This is a genomic window from Sphingomonas naasensis (assembly GCF_004792695.1).
Lineage (GTDB): Bacteria > Pseudomonadota > Alphaproteobacteria > Sphingomonadales > Sphingomonadaceae > Sphingomonas > Sphingomonas naasensis.
The window spans coordinates 239,617-266,599 of sequence record NZ_SRXU01000001.1; the positions used below are offsets into that span (position 1 = coordinate 239,617).

The 26,983-nt window shown below is 68.1% G+C and carries 25 protein-coding genes; 7 read left to right on the plus strand and 18 right to left on the minus strand.

What is annotated here, in order from left to right; translation table 11 throughout:
- The first annotated feature begins 18 nt into the window (after positions 1-18).
- Complete coding sequence (fmt, locus tag E5A74_RS01265) at positions 19-945, plus strand: methionyl-tRNA formyltransferase (RefSeq protein ID WP_135982060.1); 927 nt, start codon at positions 19-21, stop codon at positions 943-945.
- The gene (gene truA / locus E5A74_RS01270; protein ID WP_135982062.1) at positions 942-1,682 is read left to right on the plus strand and encodes a tRNA pseudouridine(38-40) synthase TruA; all 741 of its coding nucleotides are present in this window, start codon (positions 942-944) and stop codon (positions 1,680-1,682) included. The genes fmt and truA overlap by 4 nt, the downstream gene beginning before the upstream one ends.
- On the opposite strand, the gene E5A74_RS01275 is transcribed toward truA, so the two are convergent.
- From E5A74_RS01275 to E5A74_RS01300, 6 genes are all read right to left on the minus strand, one after another.
- Positions 1,683-2,879, minus strand: coding sequence for a class I SAM-dependent RNA methyltransferase (locus E5A74_RS01275; RefSeq protein WP_135982064.1), 1,197 nt, complete (start codon positions 2,877-2,879; stop codon positions 1,683-1,685).
- Complete coding sequence (locus E5A74_RS01280; protein ID WP_135982066.1) at positions 2,870-4,273, minus strand: NAD(P)H-hydrate dehydratase; 1,404 nt, start codon at positions 4,271-4,273, stop codon at positions 2,870-2,872. Before E5A74_RS01280 ends, E5A74_RS01275 begins: the two co-directional genes overlap by 10 nt.
- On the minus strand, positions 4,270-4,671 hold the full coding sequence (locus E5A74_RS21085; RefSeq protein ID WP_206365736.1) for a hypothetical protein: 402 nt from the start codon (positions 4,669-4,671) through the stop codon (positions 4,270-4,272). Before E5A74_RS21085 ends, E5A74_RS01280 begins: the two co-directional genes overlap by 4 nt.
- A gap of 144 nt (positions 4,672-4,815) precedes the next feature.
- The gene (gene ilvD, locus E5A74_RS01290) at positions 4,816-6,537 is read right to left on the minus strand and encodes a dihydroxy-acid dehydratase (protein ID WP_135982068.1); all 1,722 of its coding nucleotides are present in this window, start codon (positions 6,535-6,537) and stop codon (positions 4,816-4,818) included.
- 11 nt (positions 6,538-6,548) lie between these two features.
- On the minus strand, positions 6,549-7,283 hold the full coding sequence (locus E5A74_RS01295) for an N-formylglutamate amidohydrolase (protein WP_135982069.1): 735 nt from the start codon (positions 7,281-7,283) through the stop codon (positions 6,549-6,551).
- Entirely contained in the window at positions 7,280-8,008 is a 729-nt protein-coding gene (locus E5A74_RS01300; protein ID WP_135982071.1) for an enoyl-CoA hydratase/isomerase family protein, read from the minus strand. Before E5A74_RS01300 ends, E5A74_RS01295 begins: the two co-directional genes overlap by 4 nt.
- Positions 8,009-8,082: 74 nt before the next feature.
- Between E5A74_RS01300 and E5A74_RS01305 the strand changes: the two genes are divergently transcribed.
- Positions 8,083-8,799, plus strand: a complete 717-nt coding sequence (locus tag E5A74_RS01305) for an MOSC domain-containing protein (protein ID WP_135982073.1) — start codon at positions 8,083-8,085, stop codon at positions 8,797-8,799.
- A 2-nt stretch (positions 8,800-8,801) separates the two neighbouring features.
- Here the strand turns inward: E5A74_RS01305 and E5A74_RS01310 are convergent, their stop codons facing one another.
- The 8 genes from E5A74_RS01310 to dapA form a co-directional block, all read right to left on the minus strand.
- Entirely contained in the window at positions 8,802-10,181 is a 1,380-nt protein-coding gene (locus E5A74_RS01310) for a metal-dependent hydrolase family protein (protein WP_135982075.1), read from the minus strand.
- A gap of 309 nt (positions 10,182-10,490) precedes the next feature.
- Positions 10,491-10,844, minus strand: coding sequence for a response regulator (locus E5A74_RS01315; protein WP_135982077.1), 354 nt, complete (start codon positions 10,842-10,844; stop codon positions 10,491-10,493).
- 39 nt (positions 10,845-10,883) lie between these two features.
- Complete coding sequence (locus E5A74_RS01320) at positions 10,884-13,265, minus strand: hybrid sensor histidine kinase/response regulator (RefSeq protein WP_135982079.1); 2,382 nt, start codon at positions 13,263-13,265, stop codon at positions 10,884-10,886.
- Positions 13,266-13,454: 189 nt separating this feature from the next.
- On the minus strand, positions 13,455-15,548 hold the full coding sequence (locus tag E5A74_RS01325; protein ID WP_135982082.1) for a M13 family metallopeptidase: 2,094 nt from the start codon (positions 15,546-15,548) through the stop codon (positions 13,455-13,457).
- Between the two features lie 43 nt (positions 15,549-15,591).
- Positions 15,592-16,167: a DUF2062 domain-containing protein gene (locus tag E5A74_RS01330; RefSeq protein ID WP_240699590.1), complete on the minus strand. Its 576-nt coding sequence runs from the start codon at positions 16,165-16,167 to the stop codon at positions 15,592-15,594.
- Positions 16,160-16,639, minus strand: a complete 480-nt coding sequence (gene smpB / locus E5A74_RS01335; RefSeq protein ID WP_135982086.1) for an SsrA-binding protein SmpB — start codon at positions 16,637-16,639, stop codon at positions 16,160-16,162. Before smpB ends, E5A74_RS01330 begins: the two co-directional genes overlap by 8 nt.
- Before the next feature lie 135 nt (positions 16,640-16,774).
- Positions 16,775-19,087, minus strand: a complete 2,313-nt coding sequence (locus tag E5A74_RS01340; protein WP_135982088.1) for a TonB-dependent receptor — start codon at positions 19,085-19,087, stop codon at positions 16,775-16,777.
- 235 nt (positions 19,088-19,322) lie between these two features.
- On the minus strand, positions 19,323-20,204 hold the full coding sequence (gene dapA / locus E5A74_RS01345) for a 4-hydroxy-tetrahydrodipicolinate synthase (RefSeq protein WP_135982090.1): 882 nt from the start codon (positions 20,202-20,204) through the stop codon (positions 19,323-19,325).
- Between the two features lie 71 nt (positions 20,205-20,275).
- On the opposite strand from dapA, the gene E5A74_RS01350 reads away from it, so the two are divergent.
- From E5A74_RS01350 to E5A74_RS01365, 4 genes are all read left to right on the plus strand, one after another.
- Entirely contained in the window at positions 20,276-22,282 is a 2,007-nt protein-coding gene (locus E5A74_RS01350; RefSeq protein ID WP_135982092.1) for a lytic transglycosylase domain-containing protein, read from the plus strand.
- Positions 22,283-22,313: 31 nt separating this feature from the next.
- On the plus strand, positions 22,314-22,790 hold the full coding sequence (gene greB / locus E5A74_RS01355) for a transcription elongation factor GreB (RefSeq protein ID WP_135982094.1): 477 nt from the start codon (positions 22,314-22,316) through the stop codon (positions 22,788-22,790).
- 112 nt (positions 22,791-22,902) lie between these two features.
- On the plus strand, positions 22,903-23,181 hold the full coding sequence (locus tag E5A74_RS01360) for an acylphosphatase (RefSeq protein WP_135982096.1): 279 nt from the start codon (positions 22,903-22,905) through the stop codon (positions 23,179-23,181).
- 140 nt (positions 23,182-23,321) lie between these two features.
- Positions 23,322-23,708 (plus strand): DoxX family protein, encoded by a 387-nt coding sequence (locus E5A74_RS01365; protein WP_135982098.1) that lies wholly within the window; start codon positions 23,322-23,324, stop codon positions 23,706-23,708.
- A 3-nt stretch (positions 23,709-23,711) separates the two neighbouring features.
- On the opposite strand, the gene E5A74_RS01370 is transcribed toward E5A74_RS01365, so the two are convergent.
- The 4 genes from E5A74_RS01370 to E5A74_RS01385 are packed head-to-tail and all read right to left on the minus strand — an operon-like array spanning position 23,712 to position 26,969.
- On the minus strand, positions 23,712-24,635 hold the full coding sequence (locus tag E5A74_RS01370; RefSeq protein ID WP_135982100.1) for a DUF2268 domain-containing putative Zn-dependent protease: 924 nt from the start codon (positions 24,633-24,635) through the stop codon (positions 23,712-23,714).
- 36 nt (positions 24,636-24,671) lie between these two features.
- Positions 24,672-25,133: a GNAT family N-acetyltransferase gene (locus E5A74_RS01375; protein WP_135982102.1), complete on the minus strand. Its 462-nt coding sequence runs from the start codon at positions 25,131-25,133 to the stop codon at positions 24,672-24,674.
- A 32-nt stretch (positions 25,134-25,165) separates the two neighbouring features.
- A complete protein-coding gene (locus E5A74_RS21335; protein ID WP_206365737.1) occupies positions 25,166-26,182 on the minus strand; it encodes a M20/M25/M40 family metallo-hydrolase in 1,017 nt (338 codons plus the stop codon).
- Between the two features lie 49 nt (positions 26,183-26,231).
- A complete protein-coding gene (locus tag E5A74_RS01385) occupies positions 26,232-26,969 on the minus strand; it encodes a hypothetical protein (RefSeq protein WP_135982103.1) in 738 nt (245 codons plus the stop codon).
- Between the last annotated feature and the right edge of the window lie 14 nt (positions 26,970-26,983).

Sequence of the window (26,983 nt, forward strand, 5' to 3'; positions counted from 1 at the left end):
AAGCGGCGAGAGGGACCCATGCGGATCATCTTCATGGGAACCCCCGAATTCGCCGTGCCGACGCTCGACGCGCTGGTCGCCGCCGGTCATGACGTCGTGGCGGCGTACAGCCAGCCGCCGCGGCGCGGGAACCGGGGAAAGGTGGCACCCTCCCCGGTCCAGGCGCGCGCCGAGGCGCTGGGGATCGAAGTCCGCACGCCGCTCTCGTTCCGCAAGGAGCCCGAGGCAGTCGCGGCCTTCGCGGCATTGGAGGCCGATGTGGCGGTGGTCGCCGCGTACGGTCTGATCCTGCCCCAAGCTGTGCTCGACGCGCCACGTCTCGGCTGCCTCAACGTCCATGGCTCGCTGCTGCCGCGCTGGCGCGGCGCCGCGCCGATCCAGCGCGCGATCCTCGCCGGCGACGCCGAGACCGGTGTCGGGATCATGCAGATGGAGGCCGGGCTCGACACCGGGCCGGTACGGCTCGAGGGGCGCACGCCGATCGACGGCAAGACCGCGGGCGAACTCACTGCCGAGCTTAGCGCGATGGGCGCGGGGCTGATGGTCGCAGTGTTGCATGACCTCGATGCCTATCCGGCGGTCGCGCAGCCCGAGGACGGCGTGACCTATGCCGCCAAGATCGACAAGTCCGAGGCGCGGCTCGATTTCACCCGGCCTGCAGTCGAGGTCGAGCGGCAGGTACGCGCGTTCACGCCCCACCCCGGCGCGTGGTTCGAAGTACACGGGGAGCGGATCAAGGTGCTGGAGGTGGAAGCCCATGGCTGGGTCCGTTCGTGCCGGCCGCGGCCGTCGAGGGTCGTCGTCAGGTCTGACGACCGCCTGATCGTACAGTGCGGCGGCGGCACCAGCCTGAACCTGCGCCGCGTCCAGCGCGCCGGGCGTGGCGTCATGACGGCGGCGGAACTATTGCGCGGCTTCGCGATCCCGGTGGGGACGCAGCTTTGACGCGGTTCGCGCTGACGGTGGAGTATGACGGCCGGCCGTTCATGGGCTGGCAGCGGCAGGACCATGGCCCGAGCGTCCAGCAGGCGATCGAGGACGCTGCCTTCGCGGTGACCGGCGAGCGCGCGACGGTGCACGCGGCGGGGCGCACCGATGCCGGCGTGCACGGCCTCGGCATGCGCGCGCATCTCGACATCGAAAAGCCGATCACGCCGTTCCGGCTGATGGAGGCGCTCAATGCGCGGGTGCGGCCCAACCCGGTGGCGATCCTCGACTGCGTCGAAGTCCCCGACGATTGGCATGCGCGCTTCTCGTGCCTCGCGCGGCACTATGAGTATCGCATCGTCAACCGGCGCGCGCCGCTGACGTGGGAGAAAGGGTTGGCGTGGCGGATCGCCAACCCGCTCGACGCGGGCGCGATGCACGAAGCGGCGCAGCTGCTGGTCGGCAAGCACGATTTCACCACTTTCCGCTCGGTGCATTGCCAGTCGGAGAGCGCTCTCAAGTCGCTCGACCGGCTCGACGTGACTCGCGACGGCGACCGGGTGACCGTGCGCGCCTCGGCGCGATCTTTCCTCCACCATCAGGTGCGTTCGATGGTGGGGTGCCTCGCGATGGTCGGCGAAGGGAAATGGACCGCGGCGGACCTGGGCGATGCGCTGGAGGCGCGCGACCGGACGCGGCTGGGACTCAATGCGCCGTCGGACGGGTTGTTCTTCGTGCGCGCGGATTACGCTTAGTCAGCGCGAAAACCTCGCCGCCAGCTCGACATGCGTCGACCAGCGGAACTGGCCGACCGGCTGGACCCAGTCGAGACGGTATCCAGCTTGACACAAAGTCTCCGCATCGCGCGCGAACGTACTGGGATTGCAGGAAACATAGGCGATCAGCGGCACCCCTGACCGGGCGATCTCGCCCGCCTGCTCGCGCGCGCCGGCACGTGGTGGATCGAGCACCACCGCGTCGAAGTTCGACAGGTCCTTCGCGCTGACCGGGCGACGGAACAAGTCGCGATGCTCGGCGAAGACCGCGCGGCCCGCCTGCCCCGCCGCCGCCTTGAGCGCCATGATCGAATCGCGCGCCGCCTCGGCGGCGTAGACCTTGGCCTTGGGGAAGGCGAAGGTGAAGGTGCCGAGCCCGGCGAAGAGGTCAGCGACGGCCTTGGCCTCGCCGACGATCTCCTGCACCGTCGCGACCAGCGCCGCTTCGCCCTCGGGGGTTGCCTGGAGGAAATTGCCCGGCGGGAACGGCACTGGAACGCCGCCCAGCGTCACGGTGACCGGCTCGGGCTCGTAGCGCGCGCCCGGACCGAAGCCTTCGTCGATCGACAGGCGGGCGAGATGGTGGCGGTGCGAGAAGGCGCTGAGCGCCTCGGCCGCGGCGAGCCCCTCGGCCTCGAGTCCGTCGATCAGCACGTCGACGCCCTGATCGGTCTGCGCGAGATGGACGTTGATCCGGCGATTGCCCGGGATCAGCGCGGCGAGCATGCCCCGCAGCGGCACGAGCAGCGCGAACAGCTGGGGGGCGAGGACCCAGCATTCCTCGAGATCGATCAGCTCATGGCTGTTCTGGCGGGTGAAGCCGAGCCGGACCTGTCGGCCGCGGCGCTCGGCATGGAGCGTGGCGCGGCGGCGGGTGTTGGGCGGCGACAGCAACGGCACGCGGATATGCGTCTCGAGCCCCTGCGCGGCGAGCGCGCCGGCGACGCGATCGGCGATGAACTGCGTCCAGCTGATATCGTCGAGATGCTGGAGCTGGCAGCCGCCGCATTCAGGGAAATGCTTGCAGGGCGGAATCTGGTGGTGCGGGCCGGGAACGACCGATCCATCGGCCGCGAGATGATCGCCCGGCGCCGCGAAAGCGACGTGACGGCCATCGCCAGTGACGCCGTCGCCGCGCGCCGCGACGCGAAGGATCTCGTCGTCGTTCACAGACATTCTGAAACCGCTTGGGGGATATGCATGATCAACGCATCGGCGATCAGCGCCGGTCCTGCAAGCTGCGCGGCGCGCGCATGGAGCCACGCGGCGGCGGACGCGGGGACGATGCCCTTGCCTTCCTGCACCACCTGCGCCGCGAGCAGCCCCGCCAGCACGTCGCCGGTGCCCGCGGTCGACAGCCACGGCGAGGCGCCGGCGAGCAGGCGAACATCGCCCTTGGGCGAGGCGATCACCGTGTCGGCGCCCTTATGGACGATCGTCGCGCGCGCCTCGGCTGCGGCGGCGAGGGTGCGCGCGATCTTGCTCCCCTCGCCTGCGAACATGCGATCGAACTCGCCCCAATGCGGGGTGAGCCAGGTCGGCGCGGGACGCGTCTGGAGCCAGCGCGCGGCGTTGCTGCCGAGCAGGGTCAGCGCGTCGCCGTCGAGGATCAGCGGCTTGGGCGCGGCGAAGGCGGCGCGCAGAAACGCCTCGGCCCGCCGGTCGCGGCCGAGACCGGGGCCGAGCACCACGGCGTCGATCCGGTCCCAGCCGAGGAACTCGGTGAGATCCTCGGCGCTGCGGACCTCGCGCCGGACGAGCGCGTCGGGCCCGTCGCCCCACGGACGATCGCCGGCGAGGACGACATAGCCCGCGCCACCGGCCATCGCCGCGCGCGCCGCGAGCCGCGCGGCACCGGGCATCGCGCCTTCGATCACCGCGACGAGCCCGCGGCAATATTTGTGGCTGTGCGCACCCGGGGTATCGAGCCGCGGCCGCGCGACGCTGCGCCAGCGCGTGTCGATCGGGATGTCGAGATCGGCGAGCAGCAGCGTGCCGCAGCGCTCGCCCCCGCAATCGAGCAGATGCCCGGGCTTGAGCGCCCCGAGCGCCAGCGTGACGTCGATCCCCCGCGGTGCGCCGAGATCCGCGCCGCTGTCGGTATCGATCCCCGAGGGCAGGTCGATCGACAGCGTGAAATCAGCTTGCTTGACCAGATCGGCGAAGACCGCGGCAAGGCCACGCTCGAGCGGGCGCGTCATGCCGGTGCCGAACAGGCCGTCGACCAGCACCGGGCGTGGCCGCGCGGCGTAGAGCGAGCTGGTCGGCCCTTGCCAGAGTGCCTGCATCCGCTCGGCCGCGCCGGTCTGGGGCGTGCCGGTGGCGACCAGATTGACGTCATGACCCCGGGCATGGAGCAGCCGCGCGGCGACATAAGCGTCGCCGCCATTGTTGCCCGGCCCCGCGAGGATCAGGATCGGGCGGTCCATCGCGAAGCGCGCGACCTCGCGCGCGACCGCAGCCGCTGCCCGCTCCATTAGCTCGTCCTGCGCAACACCGCTGGCGAACACCGCCTGCTCGGCGGCGCGCATTTGCGCCGCAGTCACGATCGGAGCGCCCGAGGGGATCATCGCGCGGCGTCCTCGCGAACGGTGGCAGGAAGCCGATAGCGGGCGCCGCCGAGCGCGACTTCGATGCTGTCGGGGCCGAGTGGCGTCACTTTCGCCGGCTCGGCGCCGTCCGCCGCGATTACCCCGCGGCCGTCGCGCGTGATCTGGAGGCGGTGGAAGGCGCCGTCGGGGTGCCGGAGCGTGAGGATGGTGCCCGCTTGGGTTTCGGTGCGGTCGAAGGTGCAGGCGGGAGTGAGATCGGCGACGCCGGGGGCGGCGCAGGGGATTTTGGGGGGAGCGGGGGTTGCCGCCGCGGCCTCGTCAGGTGCCGCATTCGCCGGGAGGGCAGCGTTCTCGGCCGGTTGTGACCCGCATGCGGCAAGGACCAGTGGCCAAAGCAGCGCGATGCTCCCTCTCACGCCTGCGGGAGAGGGCCGGGGTGAGGGTGCGCGAGGGCGTTCTACCGTGCGCAAGCGGCCCCTGGTCACCCTCACCCTTCCGCCGCTTCGCGGCGCCCTCCCTCTCCCGCAGGCGGGAGAGGGAATGACGGAGAGGGATAGGGGTCAGATATCCGCGTAGACATGGCGTTCGGCGCTGGCTCCCGGATGCGTCACCGCGCCCTTATAGGCGGGGCCGACGGTCCGGGAATAGCGCCAGAGCGCGCCCGCCTGATAATAGTTGACGCGCGGCTGCCACTTCGCGCGGCGTTCGGCGAGCACGTCCTCGGGCACATCGAGGTCGATCGTCCCCGCCTCGGCGTCGATGCGGATGATGTCGCCATTCTCGACCAGCGCGATCGGACCGCCCTCGGCCGCCTCGGGGCCGACATGGCCGATGCAGAAGCCGCGGGTGGCGCCCGAGAAGCGGCCATCGGTGATCAAGGCGACCTTCTCGCCCATGCCGAGGCCGTAGAGCGCGGCGGTGGTGGACAGCATCTCGCGCATGCCGGGGCCGCCCTTGGGGCCTTCGTAGCGGATGATGACGACTTCGCCTTCCTCGATCTTGCGGTGCTCGACCGCCTCGAACGCCTCTTCCTCGCAATCGAACACGCGTGCCGGGCCGGTAAACTGGAGCCGGTGCATGCCCGCCACCTTCACGATCGCGCCTTCGGGCGCCAGCGTGCCGCGCAAGCCGACCACCCCGCCCGTCGGCGTGATCGGCGTCTTGACGTCATAGATGACCTTCTGGTCGGGATTCCACGTGACCTGATCGATGTTCTCGCCGAGCGTCTTGCCGGTCACCGTCCTGCAATTGCCGTCGAGGAAACCGCCCGCGAGCATCGTCTTCATCAGCATGTAGACGCCACCGGCCTCGTGCATGTCCTTGGCGACATACTTACCACCGGGCTTCAGATCAGCGATGTAAGGCGTTGATTTGAAAGCCTCGGCAACGTCATGGAGGTCGAACTCGATCCCCGCTTCGTTCGCCATGGCGGGCAAATGCAGCGCGGCGTTGGTCGAGCCGCCGGTCGCCGCGACGACGCGTGCGGCGTTGATGAACGCCTCTCGGGTGCAGATGTCGCGCGGGCGCAGGTTCATCTCGATCAGGTTCATCACCTGATGCCCCGCGGCGACGGCGATCTGCTCGCGCGACTGGTAGGGCGCGGGCACCATGTTCGAATTGGGCAGCGACAGGCCGATCGCCTCGCCGACGCACGCCATGGTGTTGGCAGTGAACTGGCCGCCGCAGGCGCCGTGGCCGGGGCATGCGACCTTTTCGAGCGCGGTCAGCTCGTGGAGCGGGCAATTGCCGGCGGCGAACTTGCCGACCGCCTCGAACACGTCGACGACGGTGACGTCCTTGTCGTGGAAGCGGCCGGGCAGGATCGAGCCGCCATAGACGAAGATCGACGGCACGTTGAGGCGGAGCATCGCCATCATCATTCCGGGGAGCGACTTGTCGCAGCCGGCAAAGGCGACCAGCGCGTCGTAGCAATGGCCGCGGACGCTGAGCTCGACCGAATCGGCGATGACCTCGCGGCTGATCAGCGAGGACTTCATCCCCTGATGGCCCATCGCGATGCCGTCGGTGACGGTGATCGTGTTGAAGCGGCGCGGCATGCCGCCATTGGCGATCACGCCCTCGCGCGCGGCATCGGCCTGGAAATCGAGCGTGGTGTTGCACGGTGCGCTGTCGTTGCCGGCGCTGGCCACCGCGACGAAGGGCTTGGCGATGTCCTCCTCGGGAATGCCCATCGCGTAATAATAGCTTCGGTGGGGGGCACGCTCGGGTCCGACGGAGACATGGCGGCTGGGAAGGCGGGATTTGTCGAATCGCTGGGTCATGATGCGCAAGCCTATGTCGCGGTGAGTGCATTTCGCGCAAGACTATTGCGCAAAGAATTTGCGAGCCCGGCTAAAGTCTGGCTCCATTGCGCGATCCCGGCGGCATCGCCGATCAAGTCGTTGCGGATCTCGATCGCGATCGAAGGGATGCCATTGGCCTCGGCATGGCGGTTGAGCGTCGCATTGAGCAAGCGGCCCGAATAGGGCGCGTTGTCCCCGGTCTCGAAGCCTTGGCCGCGGAGCCAGTCGATCGCCGGCCGCGCGGCGCGGGCGTCGCGATTGTAGAGAATGCCGACCTGCCATGGCCGCGGGGTGCCGCCATGTTCGAGGCACGGCGTGAAGCTGTGGATCGAGAGGATCAATTTCGGCCGCTGCGCCCGGATGCGCCCGGCGAGCAGGCGATGATAGGGCGCGTGGAAGCGGGCGATGCGCCCGGCCCGGTCGACACCGTCATTGCCCGGGATCCGATGTCCGTCGCTGCGATGCGGGATCAGCCCGACATGATCGGGCTCGCGATGAAGATCGATCACCAGCCGCGATACCGTGGCGAGGAGCGCGGGTGCGTCGAGCCGGGCGGCGAGATCGCGGGTGACCGCGCCCGCGCCGATGTCCACGGCGATATGCAGGTCGAGCAATTCCGGGGCGATGCCAAGGTCGATATCGGCGGGCACGGCATTGGAGGCGTGATCGCAGAGCAACAGGATATCCTGTTGTTTTCCCTCGATGATATCCGCGATGTCGCTCATCGGTACAGCGGCTTCCGGCGTTCGCGGAAAGCGGCGACGCCCTCGGCGAACTCGGCCCCGCCGAAGGCATCGTCAAATGCCTGGTCGAGTCCTGCCCCGCCGCGGATCGTGCGCTTGAGCAGCCGCACCGCATCGGGGGCGTTGCCGGCGATGGCGCTGGCCAGGCCGGCCGCGGTCTCCCCCGCCTTTTTCGACCGCAGCTCGACCAGCCCGATGCGCTTGGCCTCGTCGGGGACGATACGGTCGCCGGTGAACAGCAGCAGCGACGCCATGCCCTGCCCGACCTGCGCCACCAGCCGCGCGACATCCTCCTGCGGATAGCCGAGGCCGAGCCGCGCGGGCGTGGTGGCGAACTCGGCATGGTTGCCGGCGATGCGAATGTCGGCCGCGAGGATCAGCGCCACCGCCGCGCCGAAGCAGCCGCCGTCGATCGCGGCGATCACCGGCATCGGCAGCGCAGCGATCGCGTCGATCGCGTCGCGCATCGTGGTGCGAAAGACCGGGCGCAGCGCCGGATCGGCCTGCAGCGCCGCGAACTCGCGGACGTCGGCGCCGGCGGAGAAGATGCCCGGTACATCGGATTTGACGACCACGGCGCGCGCGTCGCCCACCCCGCGCGCGGCGGCGGCGAGCGCCTGCCATGCCGCGATCGGAAGCGCGTTCCTCGCTTCGGGCCGCGCGAGGGCGATGGTCGCGACCGGGCCGTCGCGAGTCAGCTGGATCATGCCACGCGCTCTGCCCGATCGTGCTGCGGCTGTCACGACTTGCGGCCCGCGCCGATGCCCGATAGCGCGCCGCCATGATCCGCATCGTCGGCCATGTCGCGGCGCTCCACCGCTATCCCGTCAAGTCGATGGCGGGCGAGAAGCTGGGCGTCGCCGAAATCGACTGGCAGGGGATCGAGGGCGATCGCCAATATGCCTTTGTCCGCAAGGCCAATGGCACGCGCTTCCCATGGCTGACCGCGCGCGACGTGCCGGCGATGCTGCTCCACCGCGCCCGCTTCGCCGATCCGGGCGCCCCGAAGACATCGGCGGTGCTGGTCGAGACGCCCGATGGCGCGGCGGTGTCGCTCCACGATCCGCTGCTTCACAATCATCTCGAGGCGGCGGCCGGCGAACCGGTGGGCCTGCTCCAGGTCGCGCGCGGCGTCTATGACGCGATGCCGATCTCGATCGTGACCACCGCGAGCCACGCCAGCGTCGAGGCGGCGCATGGCAATATGCTCAATCCGCGGCGCTTCCGGATGAACCTTATGATCGAGAGCGAGCTGCCGGTCACCGAATGGCAGGGGAAGCGGCTCGCCTTCGGCAATGGCGAGGACGGCGCGGTGGTCCAGATGGCCGATCCGATCCCGCGCTGCGTGCTGATCACGATCGATCCCGATACCGCCGCGAAAGAGCCACGGATCCTGCGCACCGTCGCGCAGCAATTCGGCAACGCCTATGGCGTCTACGCCACCCCGGCGCGGCCCGGGCTGATCCGCGCGGGCGATCCGGTGCGGCTGCTCGACTGAGCTCAGCCGGTCAGTGTGTTCTTGTAGATCCGCCCGTCCTTCATGATCACGCGGAAGTTGCGTTCGGGATCGTCGAGCAAGTCGATATTGTCGATCGGATTGCCCTCGACGAGCAGCAGATCGGCATAGGCGCCCTGCTCGATCACTCCGATTTTGCCCGGATAGGGGTTGCGCGGGCCCGACAGGCGCAGCAGCTCGCCATTCGCGGCAGTCGCCTGACTGAGGATCTCGGACGCGCTGAACCAGCGCTTGAGCTTGGGGAGCTGCGCGGTCTGGCGTGGCGCGAGGTTGGGCGCGAACAGGATGTCGGTCCCGAAAGCGAGCTTGAGCCGGTATTTCCTCGCGAGCTGATAGACCCGGTCGGTGCCCGCGATCACCTCGAGCTGCTTGCCGCGCTCGAACGAGCCCGGCGGGAACGGCGTCGCGTCCTCGTCATCGAGGAACGGCTGGGTGCTGAGCCAGATGCCCCTCGCGGCCATCATCCGCGCGGTGGCTTCGTCCATCAGATGGGCGTGCTCGATGCATTTCACGCCGGCCGCGATCGCACGCTGGATCGCCGCCGGGGTATAGGCGTGGACGGTGACATAGGTCCCCCAATTCTCTGCCGCCTCGACCGCGCCGCGCAGCTCCGCCTCGGTGAAGGTCGAGACGTCGAGCGGGCTGAACGGCGAGGAGACGCCGCCGCCGGCGGTCAGCTTGACCTGCGAGGCGCCCTGCATCAGCTGCTCGCGCGCGCGCATCCGCACCTCGTCGGGGCTGTCGGCGACGATCGCGCCGCCGAGCAGCTCCATGCGCGTGAACGCGCCCGGCGTGCGCGGCAGGTCGGTGAGCTGGCGAAAGTCGCCATGGCCGCCGGTGATCGTGATCATCGCACCCGAAGGATAGATGCGCGGCCCTGCGATGAGTCCGCTGTCGATCGCGCGCTTGAGCGAGAAGGCCGGTCCGCCGAGATCACGGATGGTGGTGAAGCCGCGCATCAGCGCGGCGCTCGCTTGCGCCCCCGCGACCAGATTGGCGAAGCCCGCGTCCGAGCCGAGCAATTGCGCCGGAGTCAGCGCGACGAGCATGGTGTGCCAATGCGCGTCGATCAGCCCGGGCATCAACGTGCGGCCACCCCCATCGATCGTCATCCCCTCCGCTCCTGTGGGCAGCGCGATCGGATCGCGTGAGATCCGGCTGATCGCGTTGCCGAGCACCAGCACGTTCGATGGCGGCGAGAGCGTCGGGCCGCCGGTGAACAGCCGAACATTGATGATCAGCACCGCGCGCGCGGCCGCATTTTGCTGCGGCGCAGGCGCATAGCCGCCCGCGGGAGCGGCGCCCCCGAGCAGCCACAGGCTCAACCCGCCCAGCAGGCAAGCGACACGACGCCTCGTCTCCATCCCGAATCTCCAGAATTGCGACACCGCAGTCGCATCCGGCCGACGCCTCGGGCATCCGAACGAATCCTGGTATCGGGGTGGCGGAAATCCCTGTCGGGCGATTCCCGCGGCGACGCAGATTGACGGCCGCCTTTACGCGGAGGCCATCGCCGCGATGCGGCCTCGCGCCGGGGGGTGTCCTCTCTGCTCGCAGGGGACGGCGCCGCCGCTATCGGGCACCGAGAGTTTCCCGGTGCGCGACGTGCCGGGCGAGCGGGTCCCGGCGAAGGCATGGTCGACCCGTGCGCGGATCGACGGCTCGCCGATCGCTCAGTCGAGGCCTTTGAGCGCCTTCTCGACGCCGTCCATCGTGAACGGCTTGGACAGGATCGGGCGATCGCGCCATGCCGCGGCGATCGAGTCCCCTGCCCCGCCGGTGGCGAGGACGAAGGGGATGCCGAGCGCGGCGAGCTTTTCCGCGACGGGCCAGCTCTGCTCGCCGCCGCGCAGATTCACGTCGAGGATCGCGGCGTCGACACCGCCCGCGTCGATCTGCGCGATCGCGCCGGCGACATCGTCGGCGGTGCCGGCGACTTCACGGTCGAGCGCGTCGAGAAAATCCTCGAGCATCATCGCGATCAAGGGTTCGTCCTCTACGATGAGGACCCGGCGCAAGCTTGGCATGTGCGGCACTTCGCAGGAATTTCCGCGGGCGCCAAGAGATTATTTCGGCGCGAGAACGTCGCGGGCAGCCTCGGCAAGCTGTTGTACCGAAAAGGGTTTGGGCAGGAAGGCGACATTGTCGAGATCGATCGACTTGCGCAGCTGCTCCTCGGCATAGCCCGACATGAACAGGATCGGCAGATCAGGATATTTGGCACGCACCCGCCGCGCCATGGTCGGGCCGTCCATCGACGGCATCACCACGTCGCTGATCAGCAGATCGGGCTTCTCGATCTCCTGGATCTTCTCGAGCGCCACCTCGCCATTCTCGGCGGTGACCACGGTATAGCCCTGCCGCGTCAGCGCGCGCTCAGCGACCGCGCGGACCATGTCCTCGTCCTCGACGAGCAGGATCGTGCCCGATCCCCACAGATCGATCTGGCGCGGCTTGGCGGGCGCCTTGGCGACCACGGCCTCGGGCGCCGCATGGACGGGCAGATAGATGGTGAACTCGGCACCGCCGCCGGGGACGTTGTCGGCGAAGATGAACCCGCCCGATTGCTTGATGATGCCGTAGACCGTCGACAGGCCCAGCCCGGTGCCCTTCCCCACTTCCTTGGTGGTGAAGAACGGCTCCCAGATCTTGCCGAGGATGTCGGGCGGGATGCCGGTGCCGGTGTCGGTGATGCGCAGCGCGGTATAGTCGCCGACGGGCAGCACGTCGTCGTCCATCTGGCGGACCTCGGCGGCGGCGACGCAAGCGGTGGCGATGGTGAGCGTGCCGCCGCCATTGGGATTGGCCGAGAGCATCGCGTCGCGCGCATTGACCGCGAGATTGACCACAACCTGCTCGAGCTGGCCGGGATCGGCGCGGACCGGACCGAGATTGCGGCCATGCTTGACCTCGAGCCGGACGGTCTCGCCGAGCAGGCGCTTGAGCAGGTTGGACACCTCGGAGATGACGTCCGGAAGCTGGAGCACCTGCGGGCGCAAGGTCTGCTGGCGCGAGAAGGCGAGCAGCTGGCGGGTCAGCGAGGCGGCGCGGTTCGAATTGGCGCGGATCTGCTGGATGTCGTCATAGTCGCTGTCGCCGGGCGAGTGACGCATCAGCATCAGGTCGCAATGGCCGATGATCGCAGTGAGGATGTTGTTGAAATCGTGCGCGACGCCGCCGGCGAGCTGGCCGACCGCCTGCATCTTGGTCGCCTGGGCGATCTGACGCTTGAGCTTGCCCTCCTCGCCCGAATCCTTGAGGCTGATCAGCACCGCGGCGTCGCCGAGCCCGCGCGCGCCGGCGATGGTGAGGGCGACCGGCTCTTCGGGCGCGTCGGTGAAGCGCACCGTCATCTCGGCCGATTGCGCCGCGCCGCCGGCGAAGCGGCGGACCGCATCGGCGAGCGCGGCCTTGTCCTCGCGCACCACCAGATCGATCGGATAGAGCGGCGGTGCCGCAGGGTTGATCCGCGCGGCGCGGACGAACGCATCGTTCATGCTGACGAAGCGGCCGTCGCGATCGACCAGCGCGAGCCCCGAAGGCAGCATCGCGATCAGCGAGCGGACATGCGCCGAGGCGCTGGCGCCGATTGCCGGCGCCGGCAGGCTGTGATTGTCCTCGTCGAGCAAAGCGACGAGGATCGGCGCCTCCTCGCCGTCGAGGAACGGGATCTGGAGGACGCGGAGCGGATTGCCTTCGAGCCCCTCGCGCTCGAAGCGGACGAGCCCCATCGAATCGGTGATCAGGAAGCGGGTGAAGTCGCGACCCTCGACCGGCGCGTCGGCGGAGCCCATCGCACGCGCCTTGAACACGCGGTTGGCGGCGCGGACGCGCCCCTCGGGCGTGACCATCACGGTCATGATCCCGGCGCCGCCGAGCCGACCGCCGGTCGCCCCGTCGATCAGCGCCTCGACCTGCGCGGCGAGATCGAGCGCCTGGATGCCGACGAAGCGCCAGACCAAAGATTCGTCGCCGACGCGCGCGACCCGGATCGAGACCGGCGCGCCGAAGACCTGGACATTCTCGACCCGCGCCGCACCGTCGCGCCACGCGGCGCGCGCGGCGGTGCCGAGTTCGGCGACCGCGGCATCGCTGACCGGCAGGTTCGGCGGGGTCGGCCAACCGGCGAACAGGACCTCGTAGCGAGCATTGGCGCAGACCAGCCGCCCGGCGCGATCGGTGACCGCGAGCGCATCGTCCGAAGCGGCGGCGAGCGCTTGCGCCACCGCCCAGTCGGTATGCGTCTCGATCTCGGCCTCGCGGTGGAACAGTTTTCGCGAGCCGAGCAGCACCCCCGCGGCAAGGATGCCGGCGGCGACGAAGCCGAGCGCGACCGCGCGATCATTGAGCAGGATCAGGATCAGCGCCGCCGCGATCAGGCCCGCGATGCTCGCCGCAAGGACGGGCAGCAGGCGGCGCGCAGGCGCGGGAGTCGGCAAGGTCGCCATGCGACTAGCGATGTTCGCTGGCGCGTGGCGGGTCAAGGGGTAGCTCCTTCTCCCCTTGTGGGAGAAGGAAGGGGCCCGCTCGCGCAGCGAGTGGGAAGGATGAGGGGGACTGAGTCTCACTCCCCCTCACCCTTCCGCCGACTTCGTCGGCTCCCTCCCTCTCCCACAAGGGGAGAGGGAAAGAAGACATCACCAGATCCGGACGCGCTGCTCGGGGGTCAGGAACAGCTTGTTGCCCTGCGCCGGCGCGAAGGCCGAGTACCAGGGATCGAGGTTGCGCACGACCCAGGCGCGCTGCTCCGACGGCGAGTGCGGATCGGTGAGCAGGCGCTGGCGGAGGTTCGCCTCGCGATAGTTGCGCCGCCAGACCTGCGCCCAGCCGAGATAGAAGCGCTGGTCGCCCGAGGTGCCGTCTAGCACCGGCGCGCCCTCGCCGCCCAGCGCATGCTTGTAGGCGTCGTACGCGACGGTGAGGCCGGCGAGATCGGCGACGTTTTCGCCGAGCGTCAGCGCGCCCTTCACGTGCATGCCCGGCAGCGGCTCATACTGGTCGTACTGCGCCGACAGCGCATCGGTGCGCGCCTTGAACGCAGTGACGTCGGCCGGCGTCCACCAATCGGTCAGACGGCCCTCGGCGTTGTACTTGGCGCCCTGGTCGTCGAAATGGTGACTGAGTTCGTGGCCGATCACCGCGCCGATGCCGCCATAGTTGATCGCGGGATCGGCATTGGGATCGAAAAAGGGCGGCTGGAGGATCGCCGCCGGGAAGACGATCTCGACCATGCCGAAATTGGCATAGGCGTTGATCTCCATGGGAGTCATGCCCCATTCCCAGCGCCGGATCGGGCTGCCGAGCTTCGAGATCTGGTCCTCATGCGCCCAATTGTTGGCGCGGACATTGTTGCCATAGGCGTCGCCCGCGACGATCTGCAGGTTCGAATAATCGTGCCACTGGTCGGGATAGCCGATCTTGGGCGTGAAGGCGGCGAGCTTGGCGTGCGCCTTGACCTTGGTGTCGGCTGCCATCCAGTCGAGCTGGTCGATGCGGCGGTCCATCGCGGCGATGACGTTCTTGACCAGCGCGTCGGCCGCGGCCTTGGTCGCCGGCGGGAAATACTTCGCGACATAGACCTTGCTGACTTCGTCCGACACCGCGCCGGTGGTGAACTCGACCGCGCGCTTCCAGCGGACCTGCTGTTCGGGGGTGCCCGACAGCGTGGTGCCGTAGAAAGCGAACTGCTCCTTGTCGAAGCTCGACGGCAGGACATCGGCGAAATTGTCGAGGCTGCGGACCATCAGCTGGTCTTTGAGCACTCCGACCGGAGTCGTGTTGATCAGCCGGGCGATGCCCGACACCGCGCTCGGCTGGGCGACGATGACATAATCGACATTGGCCCCGACCCCGGCGAGATAGCCGCGGAAATCGAAGCCGGGCGCCTTCTTCGCCAGCTCGGCGACGGTCAGCTTGTTGTAGGTCTTGTTGGCGTCGCGGCTGTCGACGCGGGTCCAGTGCGCCTGCGCGACCTTGGTCTCGAAGGCGAGGATCGCCTTGGCGCGCGCCGCGGCGTTGGGCTCGCCGGCCAGCGTCAGAACCCTGGCGAGGTGCCCCTCATAGGCCGCGCGGGTCTTGGCCAGTTCGGCGTCCTTCGACAGATAATAGTCGCGGTCGGGCATGCCGAGCCCGGCCTGGACGATGTTGAACGCGTAGACATCGGGGTTCTTGTCGTCCTGATTGACATAGCTGCCAAAGGGCACCGGCACGCCGTTGCGGTCGGCCCGGGCGTAGAGCGCCGGAAGCGCTGCCTTGCTCTTCAACCCTTTGATCTGATCGAGCCAGGGGCGGATCGGCGCGATCCCCTTGGCATCGATGCCGGCCTGATCGAGATAGGTCGCGTAGGCAGTGCCGATCTTCGAATTGGGATCGGTCTTCGCCGCCTCGAGAATCTCCTGCGTGCGCTGCTTGGAGAGATCGTCGAGCACGCTGAACATGCCGAAATTGGATTTGTCCGCCGGGATCGGCGTGCTGCGCGCCCAGCTGCCGTTGGCGAAGCCGTAGAAATCGTCGCCGGGCGCGATGCTCTTGTCCATGCCGGCCTCGTCGAAGCCATAATTGCCGATCTGCGGGCGCGGCGCGGTCGCGGGCGCGACCGGGCCGACGGCGGCCTGCGAGACCGTGGCGGTCTGGGCGGCGACCGCCTCGGGCGGCGGGGTTTCGCCGCGGGTGCAGCCGGCGAGAAGCGCGGGTGCGGCGAGGAAAGTGGTAGCGAGAAGCGGAAGACGCATGAGCGACCCTTCGAAAAGAGAAAGGCGCTGTCTTACTAGGCCGTTACGCCGCGTCAATCTGCCGCGCGGCGCGCTCGCTTGACCGCTTGCGCCACTTGCGCGCGATCCACAGCCGCCAGCTGAGCGCCGTAACGACATAGCCCAATATCCCGCCGAGCACCGCGCAGATCACCATGCCGATCGCGGTGGGCAGGCCATAATCGGCGGCGAGCCAGTGCAGCCAGCCGGGATCGACCGCCGCGGTCTTCGCCGCGGTTGCCGCCGTCGTGCCGCCGAGATGCAGGGTCCAGCCGCCGACCTTGTAATAGAGGATCAGCAGCAGCGGCGTGGTGAAAGGGTTGGTGAAGAAGGTGGTCAGTGCCGCCGCGGGCACGTTGGCGCGCAACGGCAGCGCGAGCACCGCGGACGCGGGGATCTGGCCCATCGGGATCAGGATGCCGGTGAACATGCCGAGCGCGACTCCGCGCGGCACCGAGCGGCGCGTCATCCGCCACAGCGACGAATGAAGGATGCGGCTGGCGAGCGGCTTCAGCCAGCGGTTCGATTCGAAGCTCTCGCGGGTCGGCAGGTTGCGCTGCACCCACCCCCGGAACCGCGCGCCGAGCCCGCGCTCAGCCACGGTCGCGGAGGATCCGGCCTTGCTCGCGCTTCCAATCCCGCTCCTTGATGGACTCGCGCTTGTCATGCGTCTTCTTGCCCTTTGCGAGCGCGAGCTCGACCTTCGCGCGCCCCCGTGCATTGAAATAGATCGAGAGCGGGACGAGCGTCATGCCCTCACGTGCCACCGCACCGTGGAGCTTGTTTATTTCGCGCTCGTGAAGGAGCAATTTACGCGGCCGCTTGGGCTCGTGATTATAGCGGTTGCCGTGGCTGAATTCGGGGATGTTCGAATTGACCAGCCAGACGCCGGTATCGGTCACCTCGGCATAGGCCTCGGCGATCGAGCCCTCGCCGAAGCGCAGCGACTTCACTTCGGTGCCGGTCAGCGCGATCCCCGCCTCATAGGTATGTTCGATGAAATAATCGAACCGCGCGCGCCGGTTCTCGGCGACGGTCTTGACCTTCTCGGAATGGGCGTGCGGGCGAGCCATGGGAGGAGCGCATGTAGGGGGACGACGGGCGGAAGGGAAGCGCGTCGGCCGCTGTGGCAAAAGAAAAGGGCCCGGCGTGCGCCGGGCCCTTCGTATCGGCTCACCCTCCCCTCGCGGCGGAGGACATTGCCAGCCTCAGCGCGTGCGGGCGCTGAACGAGATGCCGATGACGCGCGGATCGTTGAACACCGCGGCCATATAGTTCTCGATCACCCCCTTGAGGTTCTTCTCGTTGGTGATGTTGCGCGCGAACGCCGCAATCTCCCATTCGCCGCCATTGCCTTCATAGCCGATCTTGAGACCGCCTTCGAAGTTGCCGTCCGAGGTGAACTCCTTGGTGTCGTAGAGCACGAAGCTGGTGAAGCCCTGCAGGTTCCAATCGGTCGAGACGAAGAACTTGCCGTCGTTCGCGGTGGGGATGTCGTAGCGCGCGGCGACGTTGAGGTTGTACTCGGGCGCGTTAGGCAGTCGGTTGCCGTCGATCTTCGCGAAGACGCCGCGGCCGGCGATGGTCACGGTCGGATCGTTGACGGTGCAGACGATCACGCCGCCGAGCACGCAGACCTGCGCCAGCGCGTTCTGATCGTCGATCTCGGTGTGCAGCCAGTTGCCGCCGAGCGACAGCGCGAGATTCTCGACCGGGTGCAGGTCGAGCTCGGCCTCGACGCCGTACGCCTTGGCCTTGTCGGCATTGAGCAGCACGCCGTTGCCGTTGACGTCGTTGGCGTTGAGCTGGATGTCGTCGACCGTGTAGTAGAAGCCGCTCAGGTTGAAGCGGACGCGATTGTCGAGCAGCGCCCCCTTCACCCCGGCTTCCCACGACAGGATCGTCTCCGAATCAGCCGTGGTGAAGTCTGAGTTGAACACCGCGGAGCGCCCCTGGATCGTCGGGCCGCGGAAGCCGCTGGCGACGCGGGCGTAGAGGCTGACATCGTCGCTGAGCTTGTAGAGCGCGCTGACGTCCCAGCTCTCCTTGGTATCCTCGAGCTCGACGAAGCGACGGCCCGTGTAAGTCACCGCGCCGGTGCCGCTGTCGGCGGTCTTGAGCAGGCGAGTCGACTTGCTGTCGTTGGTGATCCGGGCGCCGCCGGTGAGCGTCAGGTTCGGCACGACCTCGTAGCTGATCTGACCGAAGCCGGCCCAGCTGGTGTTGACGTTGCGCAGCCGCACCCAGTTGTTGGGGTTGCGGCTGTTCGCGTTCGCCGGATCGAACGGCGCCGAGAGGAAATAGCGGCGCTGGTAGAAATCGGTGATGTCACGCGAGTCGAAATAATAGCCGCCGAACTGCCAGTTGAACTTGCCGGTGCCCGGGCTGGCGAGGCGCAGCTCCTGGCTGAACTGGTCGAGATCGCGGACATTGCCCTGCGACTGGCCGTAGAAGAGCGCGCCCGGAAACAGCGTGGCCGCGCCGCCATCGGTGTCGCCGCGGCTATAGCCCTTGGTCGTCTCCCAGGCCGAGATCGAGGTGAGCACCGCGCCGCCGAGATCGTAGCTCGCGCGCAGCGATGCGCCATAGGTGTCATAGGCCTGCGGATTGTCCATTGCCTCGTCATAGGCGACGCGGTCACGGCGCTCGTTCTCGACGCTGTTCGAGCCCTTCATCAGCGCGCCGCGGTGGAACAATGTCGAGCTGCCCTTGTACCAGCGGCCATGGCCGGAAAGGTCGAAGGTCAGGCGATCGCTCGGGGTGAAGCGGAGCTGGAGGCGCAGGTTGCGATCATCAAAGCCGCCCATGGCGTTGAAGCTGCCGCGCGTGCCGTCATAGCTCGGCCCGGTATAGGTGTTGTCGACCCAGTCGTCGCGATGCTGATAGAGCCCCGAGACGCGGAACGAGAGCAGGTCCGAGACGATCGGCCCGCCGAAGCCGGCGTCGATATTGGCGCTGCCGAGCTCGCCGACCGACAGTGCGGCGCGACCCTCGAAGCTGTCGCTCGGCCGGATCGTGTCGAACTTGACGATGCCCGCGGTGGTGTTGCGGCCGAACAGCGAGCCCTGCGGGCCGCGCAGCACCTCGACACGATCGAGGTCATAGACCGGGTTCGACTTGAGCACGACATGCTCGAGCACGACATCGTCCTGGATGATCGACACCGGCTGCGAGGCGCCGAGATAGAAATCGATGTTGCCGAGGCCACGGATGTAGAAGCGCGGGAAGATGCGGCCGGTGGTCGTCTCGGCATAGAGGCCCGGGACGCGGCCGGCGAGCGCGAGCGTGTCGTCGCCTGCTGCCTGGAAGTCGCGGAGCTGCGCGCCCTGCACCACCGCCACCGACACCGGCACGTCGACGAGGCGCTCCTCGCGGCGCTGCGCGGTGACGACGATGTCGCCGGTGTCTGCCTGCGCGTCGGCGGCGACATCAGCTTCCTGCGCGAAGGCGGTGCCGGCGTAGAGCAAGGCGGCGATCGCTGCGCCCGAGCGGAGGGCGTGGCGGACAGATACGAATTTCATCGGTTCCCCAATCTTGTTCTGGTTCGCGGACGCACGCAGCCAACGCCCTGCACAGGATGCGCAAGGACGGGCCGGCGTTCGCAAAAGGGTGTTTCCCTGAGCGGGCGGCTAGGCGCGGATTGTGATGGGATTGTGACGAAAGCTTGCGGTTTACCGCAGTGCAAGATGCATAGTTTGCAAGGGGGAGGGACTTCTTCTCCCCTCCCTTTCAGAGAGGGGGAATGCGTGTGGGACGCTAGATCAACCCGGCGTGCGCCAGCGCGGCGTCGATCGCGGCGCGGCTGGCATCCGAGGGCTCGGTCATCGGCAGGCGCAGCTCGACCGGGAAACCGGGACGCACCTTGCCGAGCGCGTACTTCACCGGCCCCGGCGAGGCATCGCTGAACATCGCGAGATGGAGCGGGAACAGGCGATCGTGCAGCGCCAGCGCCCGCGCATTGTCGCCGAGCGCCCATGCCGCCTGGAACTCTGCGCAGAGGCGCGGGGCGACATTGGCGGTCACCGAGATGCAGCCCACCCCGCCCATCGCGTTGAACGCGAGCGCCGTCTCGTCATTGCCCGAGAGCTGGACGAAATCGGTGCCGCACGCCGCGCGCTGCTCGGTGACACGGGCCAGCTGGCCGGTGGCGTCCTTGACGCCGAGGAAGCGCCCCGGAAACGCCTCGACGATCCGCGCCATCGTCGCGGGCTGGATGTCGGTCACGGTGCGGCCGGGGACGTTGTAGAGCACGATCGGCAGATCGGTCGCGTGGACCACGGCCTCGAAATGCCGGAAGATGCCTTCCTGGCTCGGGCGATTATAATAGGGCGGCACCATCAGCACCGCGTCGGCGCCCGAAAAGGTTGCCGCATGGACGTTGGCGATCGCCACCTCGGTGTCGTTCGAGCCGGCGCCGGCGAGAACCTTCACCCTGCCCTTCGCCTGATCGGCGCAGATGCGGACGACTTCGAAATGCTCGTCCTTGGTGAGCGTCGCGGCTTCGCCGGTGGTGCCGCATGGAACCAGCGCCGACGAGCCTTCGGCAATCTGCCATTCAACAAGCTCGCGGTAATCTCGCTCTGCGAAGCTGCCGTTACGGAACGGCGTGACCAGAGCGGGAATCGAGCCGGAGAACATGGCGTGAAATTCTTCCTCAAATCCCGAGATCGGGACTGGCAGATAGGCGGCGAGTCCGTATGATGTCCAGCATGCTCGGGTCGGTTATCAAGAGCGCTGTATTGCTCGCTGGGGTGTCGGGGGTCGCGGTCTCATCGCAGCTCACGCAGGAACAAATTCGCTCGGTCGCGGGGGCGATCCAGAGCATGGGCTCGCCGGTGCCCCCGGCCTATGCCCAGTCCGATTCGGTCGGCATCGCGCTGGCCGAATGGAAGCGACTCCAGCAGTCCGACAACTGGCCCTTCTCCGACTATGCCAATTTCATGCTCGCCCATCCGGGCTGGCCGGGCGAGACCAGCCGGCGCGCCGCCGCCGAGACCGTGCTCGACAGCGGCAGCTTCGCGCCGGGGCTGGTGGTGCGCTTCTTCGAGCGCTTTGCGCCGCTGACCCCGGCCGGGCATCTGCGCTTCGCCGAGGCGCTCGCCGCCTCTGGCCGGCGCGCGGACGCGAACGAGCAGGCGCGCAAGGCGTGGCGCGCGGGGACGTTGCGCGCCGCCGACGAGAGCAAGCTGATGGCGGGCTTCCTGCCCGCGCTGAGCCCGGCCGATCATGACGCGCGGATGGACGTGCTGCTGTGGAAGGGCGCGACGAGCGCCGCCACGCGGCAGCTGGTCTATGTCTCGCCGGCGAAGCGCCCGATCTTCGAGGCGCGGATCGCGTTCCGGACACGGGCGGCCGACGCGGCGCTCAAGGGCGCCAATGCGATGGACATCGGCCGCAGCGATCCGGGCTTCATCGCCGATCGCGCGCTGTGGCTGCGCGACAATGGCCAGAGCCCCGCGATGCGCGCCTATCTGGCGCAGCGCCCGCGGCTGAGCGCCTATCCTGGCGATGCCGAGGAATGGTATGAAGTGCTGCTGCTCGCCGCGCGCGGCGCCTCGTCGGACGGCCAGCACAGCCTCGCCTGGCAGATCGCCAGCCAGGTCGACGACGCCTTCCCCTCGACCACGGTGATCGCCGAGCTGCCGCTGGGCGAGCGTGACGACTATACCAGCCTGACCTGGCTCGCCGGCACCACCGCCTACTACAATCTCGGCCGTCCGCGCGATGCGATCGGAATGTTCGAACGCTATTCGCGCGGATCGAAGACCCCGACGACGCAGTCCAAGGGGCTGTATTGGGCCGGGCGCGCCGCCGAGGCGGCAGGCGACCAGGCCGCGGCGACCGACTATTTCACCCGTGCCGCCGGCTTCTCTGATCTGTTCTACGGCCAGCTCGCCGCCGAGCGGCTCGGACGGGCGCTCAAGGGCCCGCCCCCGCTCGACACCCGCGTCGCATCGCCGGAGGCGCGCGACGCCTTTTACCGGCGCGAGACGGTCCGCGCCGCGCAGTTGCTCGGGACGATGGGCGACCGCGTCTCGCAGGGGCTGTTCATCCGCCAGATCGCGCGCGACGCGACGACCGACAACGACCATGTCCTCGCCGCCGAGCTCAGCCGGACGATCGGGCGCCCCGATCTCGGCGTGATGGTCGGGCGCAGCGCGCTCGAGAACGGCCTGTCGGACTATACTGCGGCAGGCTTCCCCTCGGTCCGCGTCCCCGAATCGCAGCGCGATTATTGGACGATCGTCCATGCGATCGCGCGGCAGGAGAGCCAGTTCGACCGCGCCGCGGTGAGCCACGCCGGCGCGCGCGGGCTGATGCAGCTGATGCCGGGCACCGCCGCCGAGACCGCGGGCAAGCTCGGGCTGAGCTACGATCGGGAATCGCTGACCACCGATACCGACTACAACATCAAGCTCGGCTCGACCTATTTCCAGCGGATGTTCAATCTCTATGGCAGCTATCCGCTGGCGGTGGCGGCCTATAATGCCGGGCCGGGCAATGTGAACAAATGGATCCGCGCCAATGGCGATCCGCGCCTGCCGGGCGGCGACATGGTCAAATGGATCGAGCAGATCCCGATCTTCGAGACCAAGAACTATGTCCAGCGCGTGCTGGAGAACGCCGTGGTCTATGACCTGATCAACCCCGAGCACGCCCGTTCGCGGGGCCCGGCGAACATGAGCTGGTATCTGGGCAAGAACCGGCCGGGTTGACCAGGGCTCCCGGCGGAGCGACGGGTGGGGGATGGATCGCCCGAACTACATCACCCCCGCGGGTTATTCCGCGCTCAAGGCCGAATATGACGCGCTGTTCGCGACCGAGCGCCCGCAGCTGGTCGAGACGATCGCATGGGCGGCGGGCAATGGCGATCGCTCGGAGAATGGCGACTATATCTATGGCCGCAAAAGGCTGCGCGAGATCGATCGTCGGCTGGGCTGGCTCTCGAAGCGGATGAAGGCGGCCAAGGTGGTCGATCCGGCGGCGCAGGAAGACCGTAGCCGCGTGTTCTTCGGCGCGACCGTGACCATCGCCGACGAGGACGACAATCAACGCGTGCTGACCCTCGTCGGCGACGACGAGGCCGATGCCGGCAAGGGGCTGATCGGCTGGAACGCCCCCCTTGCCCGCGCGCTGCGCGGCGCCGCGCTCGGCGATCTGCGTCGGGTGACGCTGCCCGGTGGCGAGCGCGAATATGAAGTGATCGCGGTCACTTACCCCTGAATCGTGCCCGGGATGCGGCGAACCGACTGGTCGCCCGGATGGCGTTTCGACGCACCGTGGTAAACAAGCGACGGGAGCCCGCTGTTTCGGGTCCGGGTTTTGCGTGGGGTTTATGGTTACACAACGTGTTCTGGTTTCCGGCCGTGTCCAGGGCGTCGGCTATCGCGACTGGGTGGTGCGCACCGCCCAGCGCACCGGGCTCACCGGCTGGGTGCGCAACGTGCGCGACGGGCGGGTCGAGATCCTCGTCTCGGGCGAGGACGAGACTGTCGCCCGGCTGATCGAGGGCTGCCACGAAGGCACCCCGCTCGCGCGCGTCGATCATGTCGAGGCCTTCGCTGCCGAGGACGAGAAGCGGCACAAGGGCTTCACCAAACGCTTCACTGCCTGAGCCGGGATAGCCGCTCGCCGCGCGGCCGACGGGCGCGGAAACGCATGGTTTCGCAGCGCTCGATTGATTCCACGCCCCGGGCGTGAAAGGTTCCACCTGTGAAACGGCCGCACGGGCGCGCCGTCGAACAGGAGGAACGCATGCCCATTCCCGCGAGCTGGTCCGGTCCGTTGCTGAGCATCCTGCGCATCGTCGCCGGGCTCGGTTTTCTGCAGCACGGCACGTCGAAATTCTTCAACGTCCCGCCCTTTCCCATGCCGCTCAATCCGCTGCTCTACGCGGCGGGCACGATCGAGCTGGTCGGCGGCGCACTGCTGGTGATCGGGCTGTTGACCCGGCCGGTGGCGTTCATCGCATCGGGCATGTGCGCGGTCGGCTATTTCATGGTGCATGCGAAGGGGGGCTTCTTCCCGTCGGTGAACGGCGGTGAAGCGATCATGCTCTACTGCTTCATCTTCCTGTATCTCGCCGCCGCCGGCGCGGGCCCGTGGAGCGTCGACGCGGCGCGCTCCCGGATCGCCGCCTGACGATCAGCTGCAGGAGGCGAGCTTCGCCATCGCCTCCTGCAGCAACGGCTTGACCTTCTCGGGCGGCATCTTCGCGAGCGTGGCGAGATCGTGCGTCGCGCCGATCGTCTGCGCGAGGCGATAGCCCAGATAATAGCCGAAGCGCGGCGGCCAGGCCGTGGTCGCGCCTGAACCGCCCACGAAGAACGCGCGGATGTCCGCCTTGTCCTGCGATGCGAATTTGCCGCGCGTGAAGCAAACCACTTCGGCGAGCTTCGGCTCGACCTCGGGCCGGATCGGTCGCGGCTGGTTGAGCAGCAGGCCGGAATCGTCAACGCCGGGGTTCATCCGCGCCGCGGCATAGACCGCGAGCCCCTCGATCCACAGGCTGCACCAGAGTTCGCCGCAATCGGCGAAATATTGGCCATGGTAGATGTGGAAGAGCTCGTGATCGAAGAACGGCCCGATCGTCTTCGTATCATGGATGCGCGCGATCACGTCGGCGCCGAACACCATCACGTCCTTGCCACGCAAAGTCCGGCCGCCGCCGTCCATCTCGCCGAGCGAATGGACGAGATAAATCGGCACGGTCGGGCGGAAATCGGGAAAAGCGACGCGGAAATGCTGGATCCCGGCGGTGTAGGCGCGGCGGAACGCGGTGGCGGCGGCGAGATATTTGTCTCGTTGTGCCGGATAGTCGGCAAGCGCCTTGGCGACACGCGCGTCATATTTGGCGTCGTCGAGACCGTTGCGCGGCTCGTAGAAGCCTGGAAGCAGGCGATTGAAACGCGCGCGAAACAGCTTCACGCGCTCGGCCTCCGGCATCGCCTGCGTTTCGGTCGCGAACCGGTCGAAATCCGTGGTGTAGGAGGTGAACGCCGGCGCGGTCTGCGCCGATGCGGGGATCCCGACAAGAGTCAGTGCGATTGCGACAAGCCTGGCGATCATTCAGGTGTGTTAGGAAGCCACGACACGCTTGTCCATCTACGCGCGATCGAGTTTGAGTTCCTTGCGTTGGATGACCACGGCAATGCCGCGCGCATCGATTTCGAACCCGGCGACGTGAAAGCCGTGGCGCAGGTTGAGCAGGATCATCGGATTATTGGCGGCGCGCGTGCTGGTCTCGACGAAGCGATAGCCTGCAGCCGCCGCATGGTCGTGCTGGCGCCGCATCAATTCCGACGCGACGCCCTGCCCGCGCATCCGCGGATCGACGCCGCCGAGCCACGAGTAGAGCAAGCCTTCACCGCGACGATAGCCGAGCTTGAAGCCGACCCACTCGCCCTGATCGATTGCCAGCCAGAGATCGGCATCGGCGATATGCGGCACCCGGCCGCGCAGATAGGCGGGATCGAATGTGCCGAACACGGCGGTGCAGAGCGCGAGCAACGGGTCGGCGGCGTCGGCGACGGTGCCCGTCCAGCGCTGATAGTCGATTTCGGCCATGGCCGGACTAGACCCGCGCATGTTGCTGCGCGTCAAGGTCGCTGCAGCGCGCCCGAGCGTACCACCGCCTCCAGCCCGGTCACGACGCGGGCCAGCCGGGCATAATCCAGTTTGTCCGACGTATCCGCCGTGCTGTGATAGCGCGGATAGCGAAACGGCGCGGTGTCGGTGATCATCAGCGCGGGGAAGCCGGCCTGCTCAAAAGCCCAGTGATCCGACCAGTCGATCCCCTGCACGAAGCCGGGCGCGGTGCCGCCGACGCTCGGAAACGCGGCGCGCGCGCGGAACGCGGCGACGCTGCGGCGGACGAAATCGCGCGAGCCGGTGGTGCCGACGAACGCGATGAAATTCCCGGTGTCGGGATAGAGCCAGCCCAACGGGAACGGATAATGCTGGCTGCCGGGCCGGTCGTCATAATAGCCCAGCGTCTCGAGCGACCACATCCCGCGCACTTTCTCCCCCGAGGCGCGCAGCCGCTCGGCATAGACGCGGCTGCCCATATAGTCGGTCTGGAAGAAGGGCGGCTCTTCGTTGGCGAAGAAGACGAAGCGGATCGGGGCGCCGACCTCGGCCTTCAGATCGGCGAGCATGCGCGCGAGCTCGAGCAGGGCCGCCACCCCCGAACCATTGTCGTTGGCGCCTGGGGCCGAAAAGGCGCTGTCATAATGCGCACCGATCACCAGCGACGGTCCGGGGCCGTCATCGGGGAGGAGCGCGACTTCGATGTTGCGCGCGCGCCCGTTATCGAAGCGCTGGGTCGCGACTTGATAGCCAAAGCCCGCGAGCGTCGTCTCGATATATCTCGCCGAGCGTTCGAACGCCTCGGGGTGGCCGATATTGTGGGGCTCGCGCGCGATTGCCTCGACATGCCGGCGCAACCGCTGCGCCAGCTCGGTCTCCTTCGCGGTACGCGGCGACAACGGTCCGGCATAGGATTTGCCGGGCACCGCGGTCATCCAAAGCAACGCGATCACCGGAATGGCGAACAGCGCCACGACCAGCGCGAACGCAATCAGGCGCGCGTTGTGCGCACGGAACCAAAGCCGCATGGCGTCCCTCCCCCGGCGGCAGTTTGTCGGCAATCCCGCGCCTCGGCAATCAGCCGCGGATGATCTCCTCGAGCAATCGCACGGTATTGGCGTCGGGCTCGCCGTCATAGGCGCGGACCTTGGCCAAGGCCTGTTCGGCGCATCGGCGGATACGGGCATCGTCCTCGGGGCCGAGCAGCCGCATCGCGTTCCTGAGCACGAAGGCCGACTGGAAGAACAGGAAGGGCGGATCGCTGCCAAACCGGCCGAGCAGCCAATCGAGATCGAGCAGGCCGGGATCGAGCTGCATCATCGCGATGGCCGCAAGCCGCTCGCCGGGAGACTCCGATGCCTTGAGCTCGCCGATCAGATGCGCCAGCGCCGGGCCGATCGTGCGCATCTTGACCAGCACCTCGGTCATCGCGCGCTCGCGCTCGCGGCCGGGCGGCAGGGTCCGGCGCACGATGTCGAATTCCAACGAGAGCTGGTGGAGCTGCGCCCGGAGCGCCGAATCGTCGAGCGCCTTCGCCGCGACCTGCACGCGGGTAGCCGAGCGTATCTGTTGCGGCGTGAGCTTGCCGGGATCGGCGAGCGCGGCGTCGACCAGCCCCTCGGTCTCCTTTTCGAGCTCGGCCTCGAACACGCCCAGCTTCACCTTGCGCATCCGCTTGACCAGCGCGGGGACATTCTCCGCCGCGAGCAGGATCTGGGTGCGGAACATCAGGAAGACGAGGATCAGCGACACCGGCCAGACGATCGCCGCGATGAGCGCGGCGATCGCAGTGATGAGCGCGGCCCAACCGGTCATTTCCCCAACTCCCC

What these genes read in the sequence shown, in the direction of transcription:
- fmt (WP_135982060.1), top strand. Translation starts at nt 19, where the DNA reads ATGCGGATCATCTTCATGGGAACCCCCGAATTCGCCGTGCCGACGCTC.
- E5A74_RS01275 (WP_135982064.1), bottom strand. Translation starts at nt 2,879, where the DNA reads ATGTCTGTGAACGACGACGAGATCCTTCGCGTCGCGGCGCGCGGCGAC.
- E5A74_RS01280 (WP_135982066.1), bottom strand. Translation starts at nt 4,273, where the DNA reads ATGATCCCCTCGGGCGCTCCGATCGTGACTGCGGCGCAAATGCGCGCC.
- ilvD (WP_135982068.1), bottom strand. Translation starts at nt 6,537, where the DNA reads ATGACCCAGCGATTCGACAAATCCCGCCTTCCCAGCCGCCATGTCTCC.
- E5A74_RS01295 (WP_135982069.1), bottom strand. Translation starts at nt 7,283, where the DNA reads ATGAGCGACATCGCGGATATCATCGAGGGAAAACAACAGGATATCCTG.
- E5A74_RS01300 (WP_135982071.1), bottom strand. Translation starts at nt 8,008, where the DNA reads ATGATCCAGCTGACTCGCGACGGCCCGGTCGCGACCATCGCCCTCGCG.
- E5A74_RS01305 (WP_135982073.1), top strand. Translation starts at nt 8,083, where the DNA reads ATGATCCGCATCGTCGGCCATGTCGCGGCGCTCCACCGCTATCCCGTC.
- E5A74_RS01310 (WP_135982075.1), bottom strand. Translation starts at nt 10,181, where the DNA reads ATGGAGACGAGGCGTCGTGTCGCTTGCCTGCTGGGCGGGTTGAGCCTG.
- E5A74_RS01315 (WP_135982077.1), bottom strand. Translation starts at nt 10,844, where the DNA reads ATGCCAAGCTTGCGCCGGGTCCTCATCGTAGAGGACGAACCCTTGATC.
- E5A74_RS01320 (WP_135982079.1), bottom strand. Translation starts at nt 13,265, where the DNA reads ATGGCGACCTTGCCGACTCCCGCGCCTGCGCGCCGCCTGCTGCCCGTC.
- E5A74_RS01325 (WP_135982082.1), bottom strand. Translation starts at nt 15,548, where the DNA reads ATGCGTCTTCCGCTTCTCGCTACCACTTTCCTCGCCGCACCCGCGCTT.
- smpB (WP_135982086.1), bottom strand. Translation starts at nt 16,639, where the DNA reads ATGGCTCGCCCGCACGCCCATTCCGAGAAGGTCAAGACCGTCGCCGAG.
- E5A74_RS01340 (WP_135982088.1), bottom strand. Translation starts at nt 19,087, where the DNA reads ATGAAATTCGTATCTGTCCGCCACGCCCTCCGCTCGGGCGCAGCGATC.
- dapA (WP_135982090.1), bottom strand. Translation starts at nt 20,204, where the DNA reads ATGTTCTCCGGCTCGATTCCCGCTCTGGTCACGCCGTTCCGTAACGGC.
- E5A74_RS01350 (WP_135982092.1), top strand. Translation starts at nt 20,276, where the DNA reads ATGCTCGGGTCGGTTATCAAGAGCGCTGTATTGCTCGCTGGGGTGTCG.
- greB (WP_135982094.1), top strand. Translation starts at nt 22,314, where the DNA reads ATGGATCGCCCGAACTACATCACCCCCGCGGGTTATTCCGCGCTCAAG.
- E5A74_RS01360 (WP_135982096.1), top strand. Translation starts at nt 22,903, where the DNA reads ATGGTTACACAACGTGTTCTGGTTTCCGGCCGTGTCCAGGGCGTCGGC.
- E5A74_RS01365 (WP_135982098.1), top strand. Translation starts at nt 23,322, where the DNA reads ATGCCCATTCCCGCGAGCTGGTCCGGTCCGTTGCTGAGCATCCTGCGC.
- E5A74_RS01370 (WP_135982100.1), bottom strand. Translation starts at nt 24,635, where the DNA reads ATGATCGCCAGGCTTGTCGCAATCGCACTGACTCTTGTCGGGATCCCC.
- E5A74_RS01375 (WP_135982102.1), bottom strand. Translation starts at nt 25,133, where the DNA reads ATGGCCGAAATCGACTATCAGCGCTGGACGGGCACCGTCGCCGACGCC.
- E5A74_RS21335 (WP_206365737.1), bottom strand. Translation starts at nt 26,182, where the DNA reads ATGCGGCTTTGGTTCCGTGCGCACAACGCGCGCCTGATTGCGTTCGCG.
- E5A74_RS01385 (WP_135982103.1), bottom strand. Translation starts at nt 26,969, where the DNA reads ATGACCGGTTGGGCCGCGCTCATCACTGCGATCGCCGCGCTCATCGCG.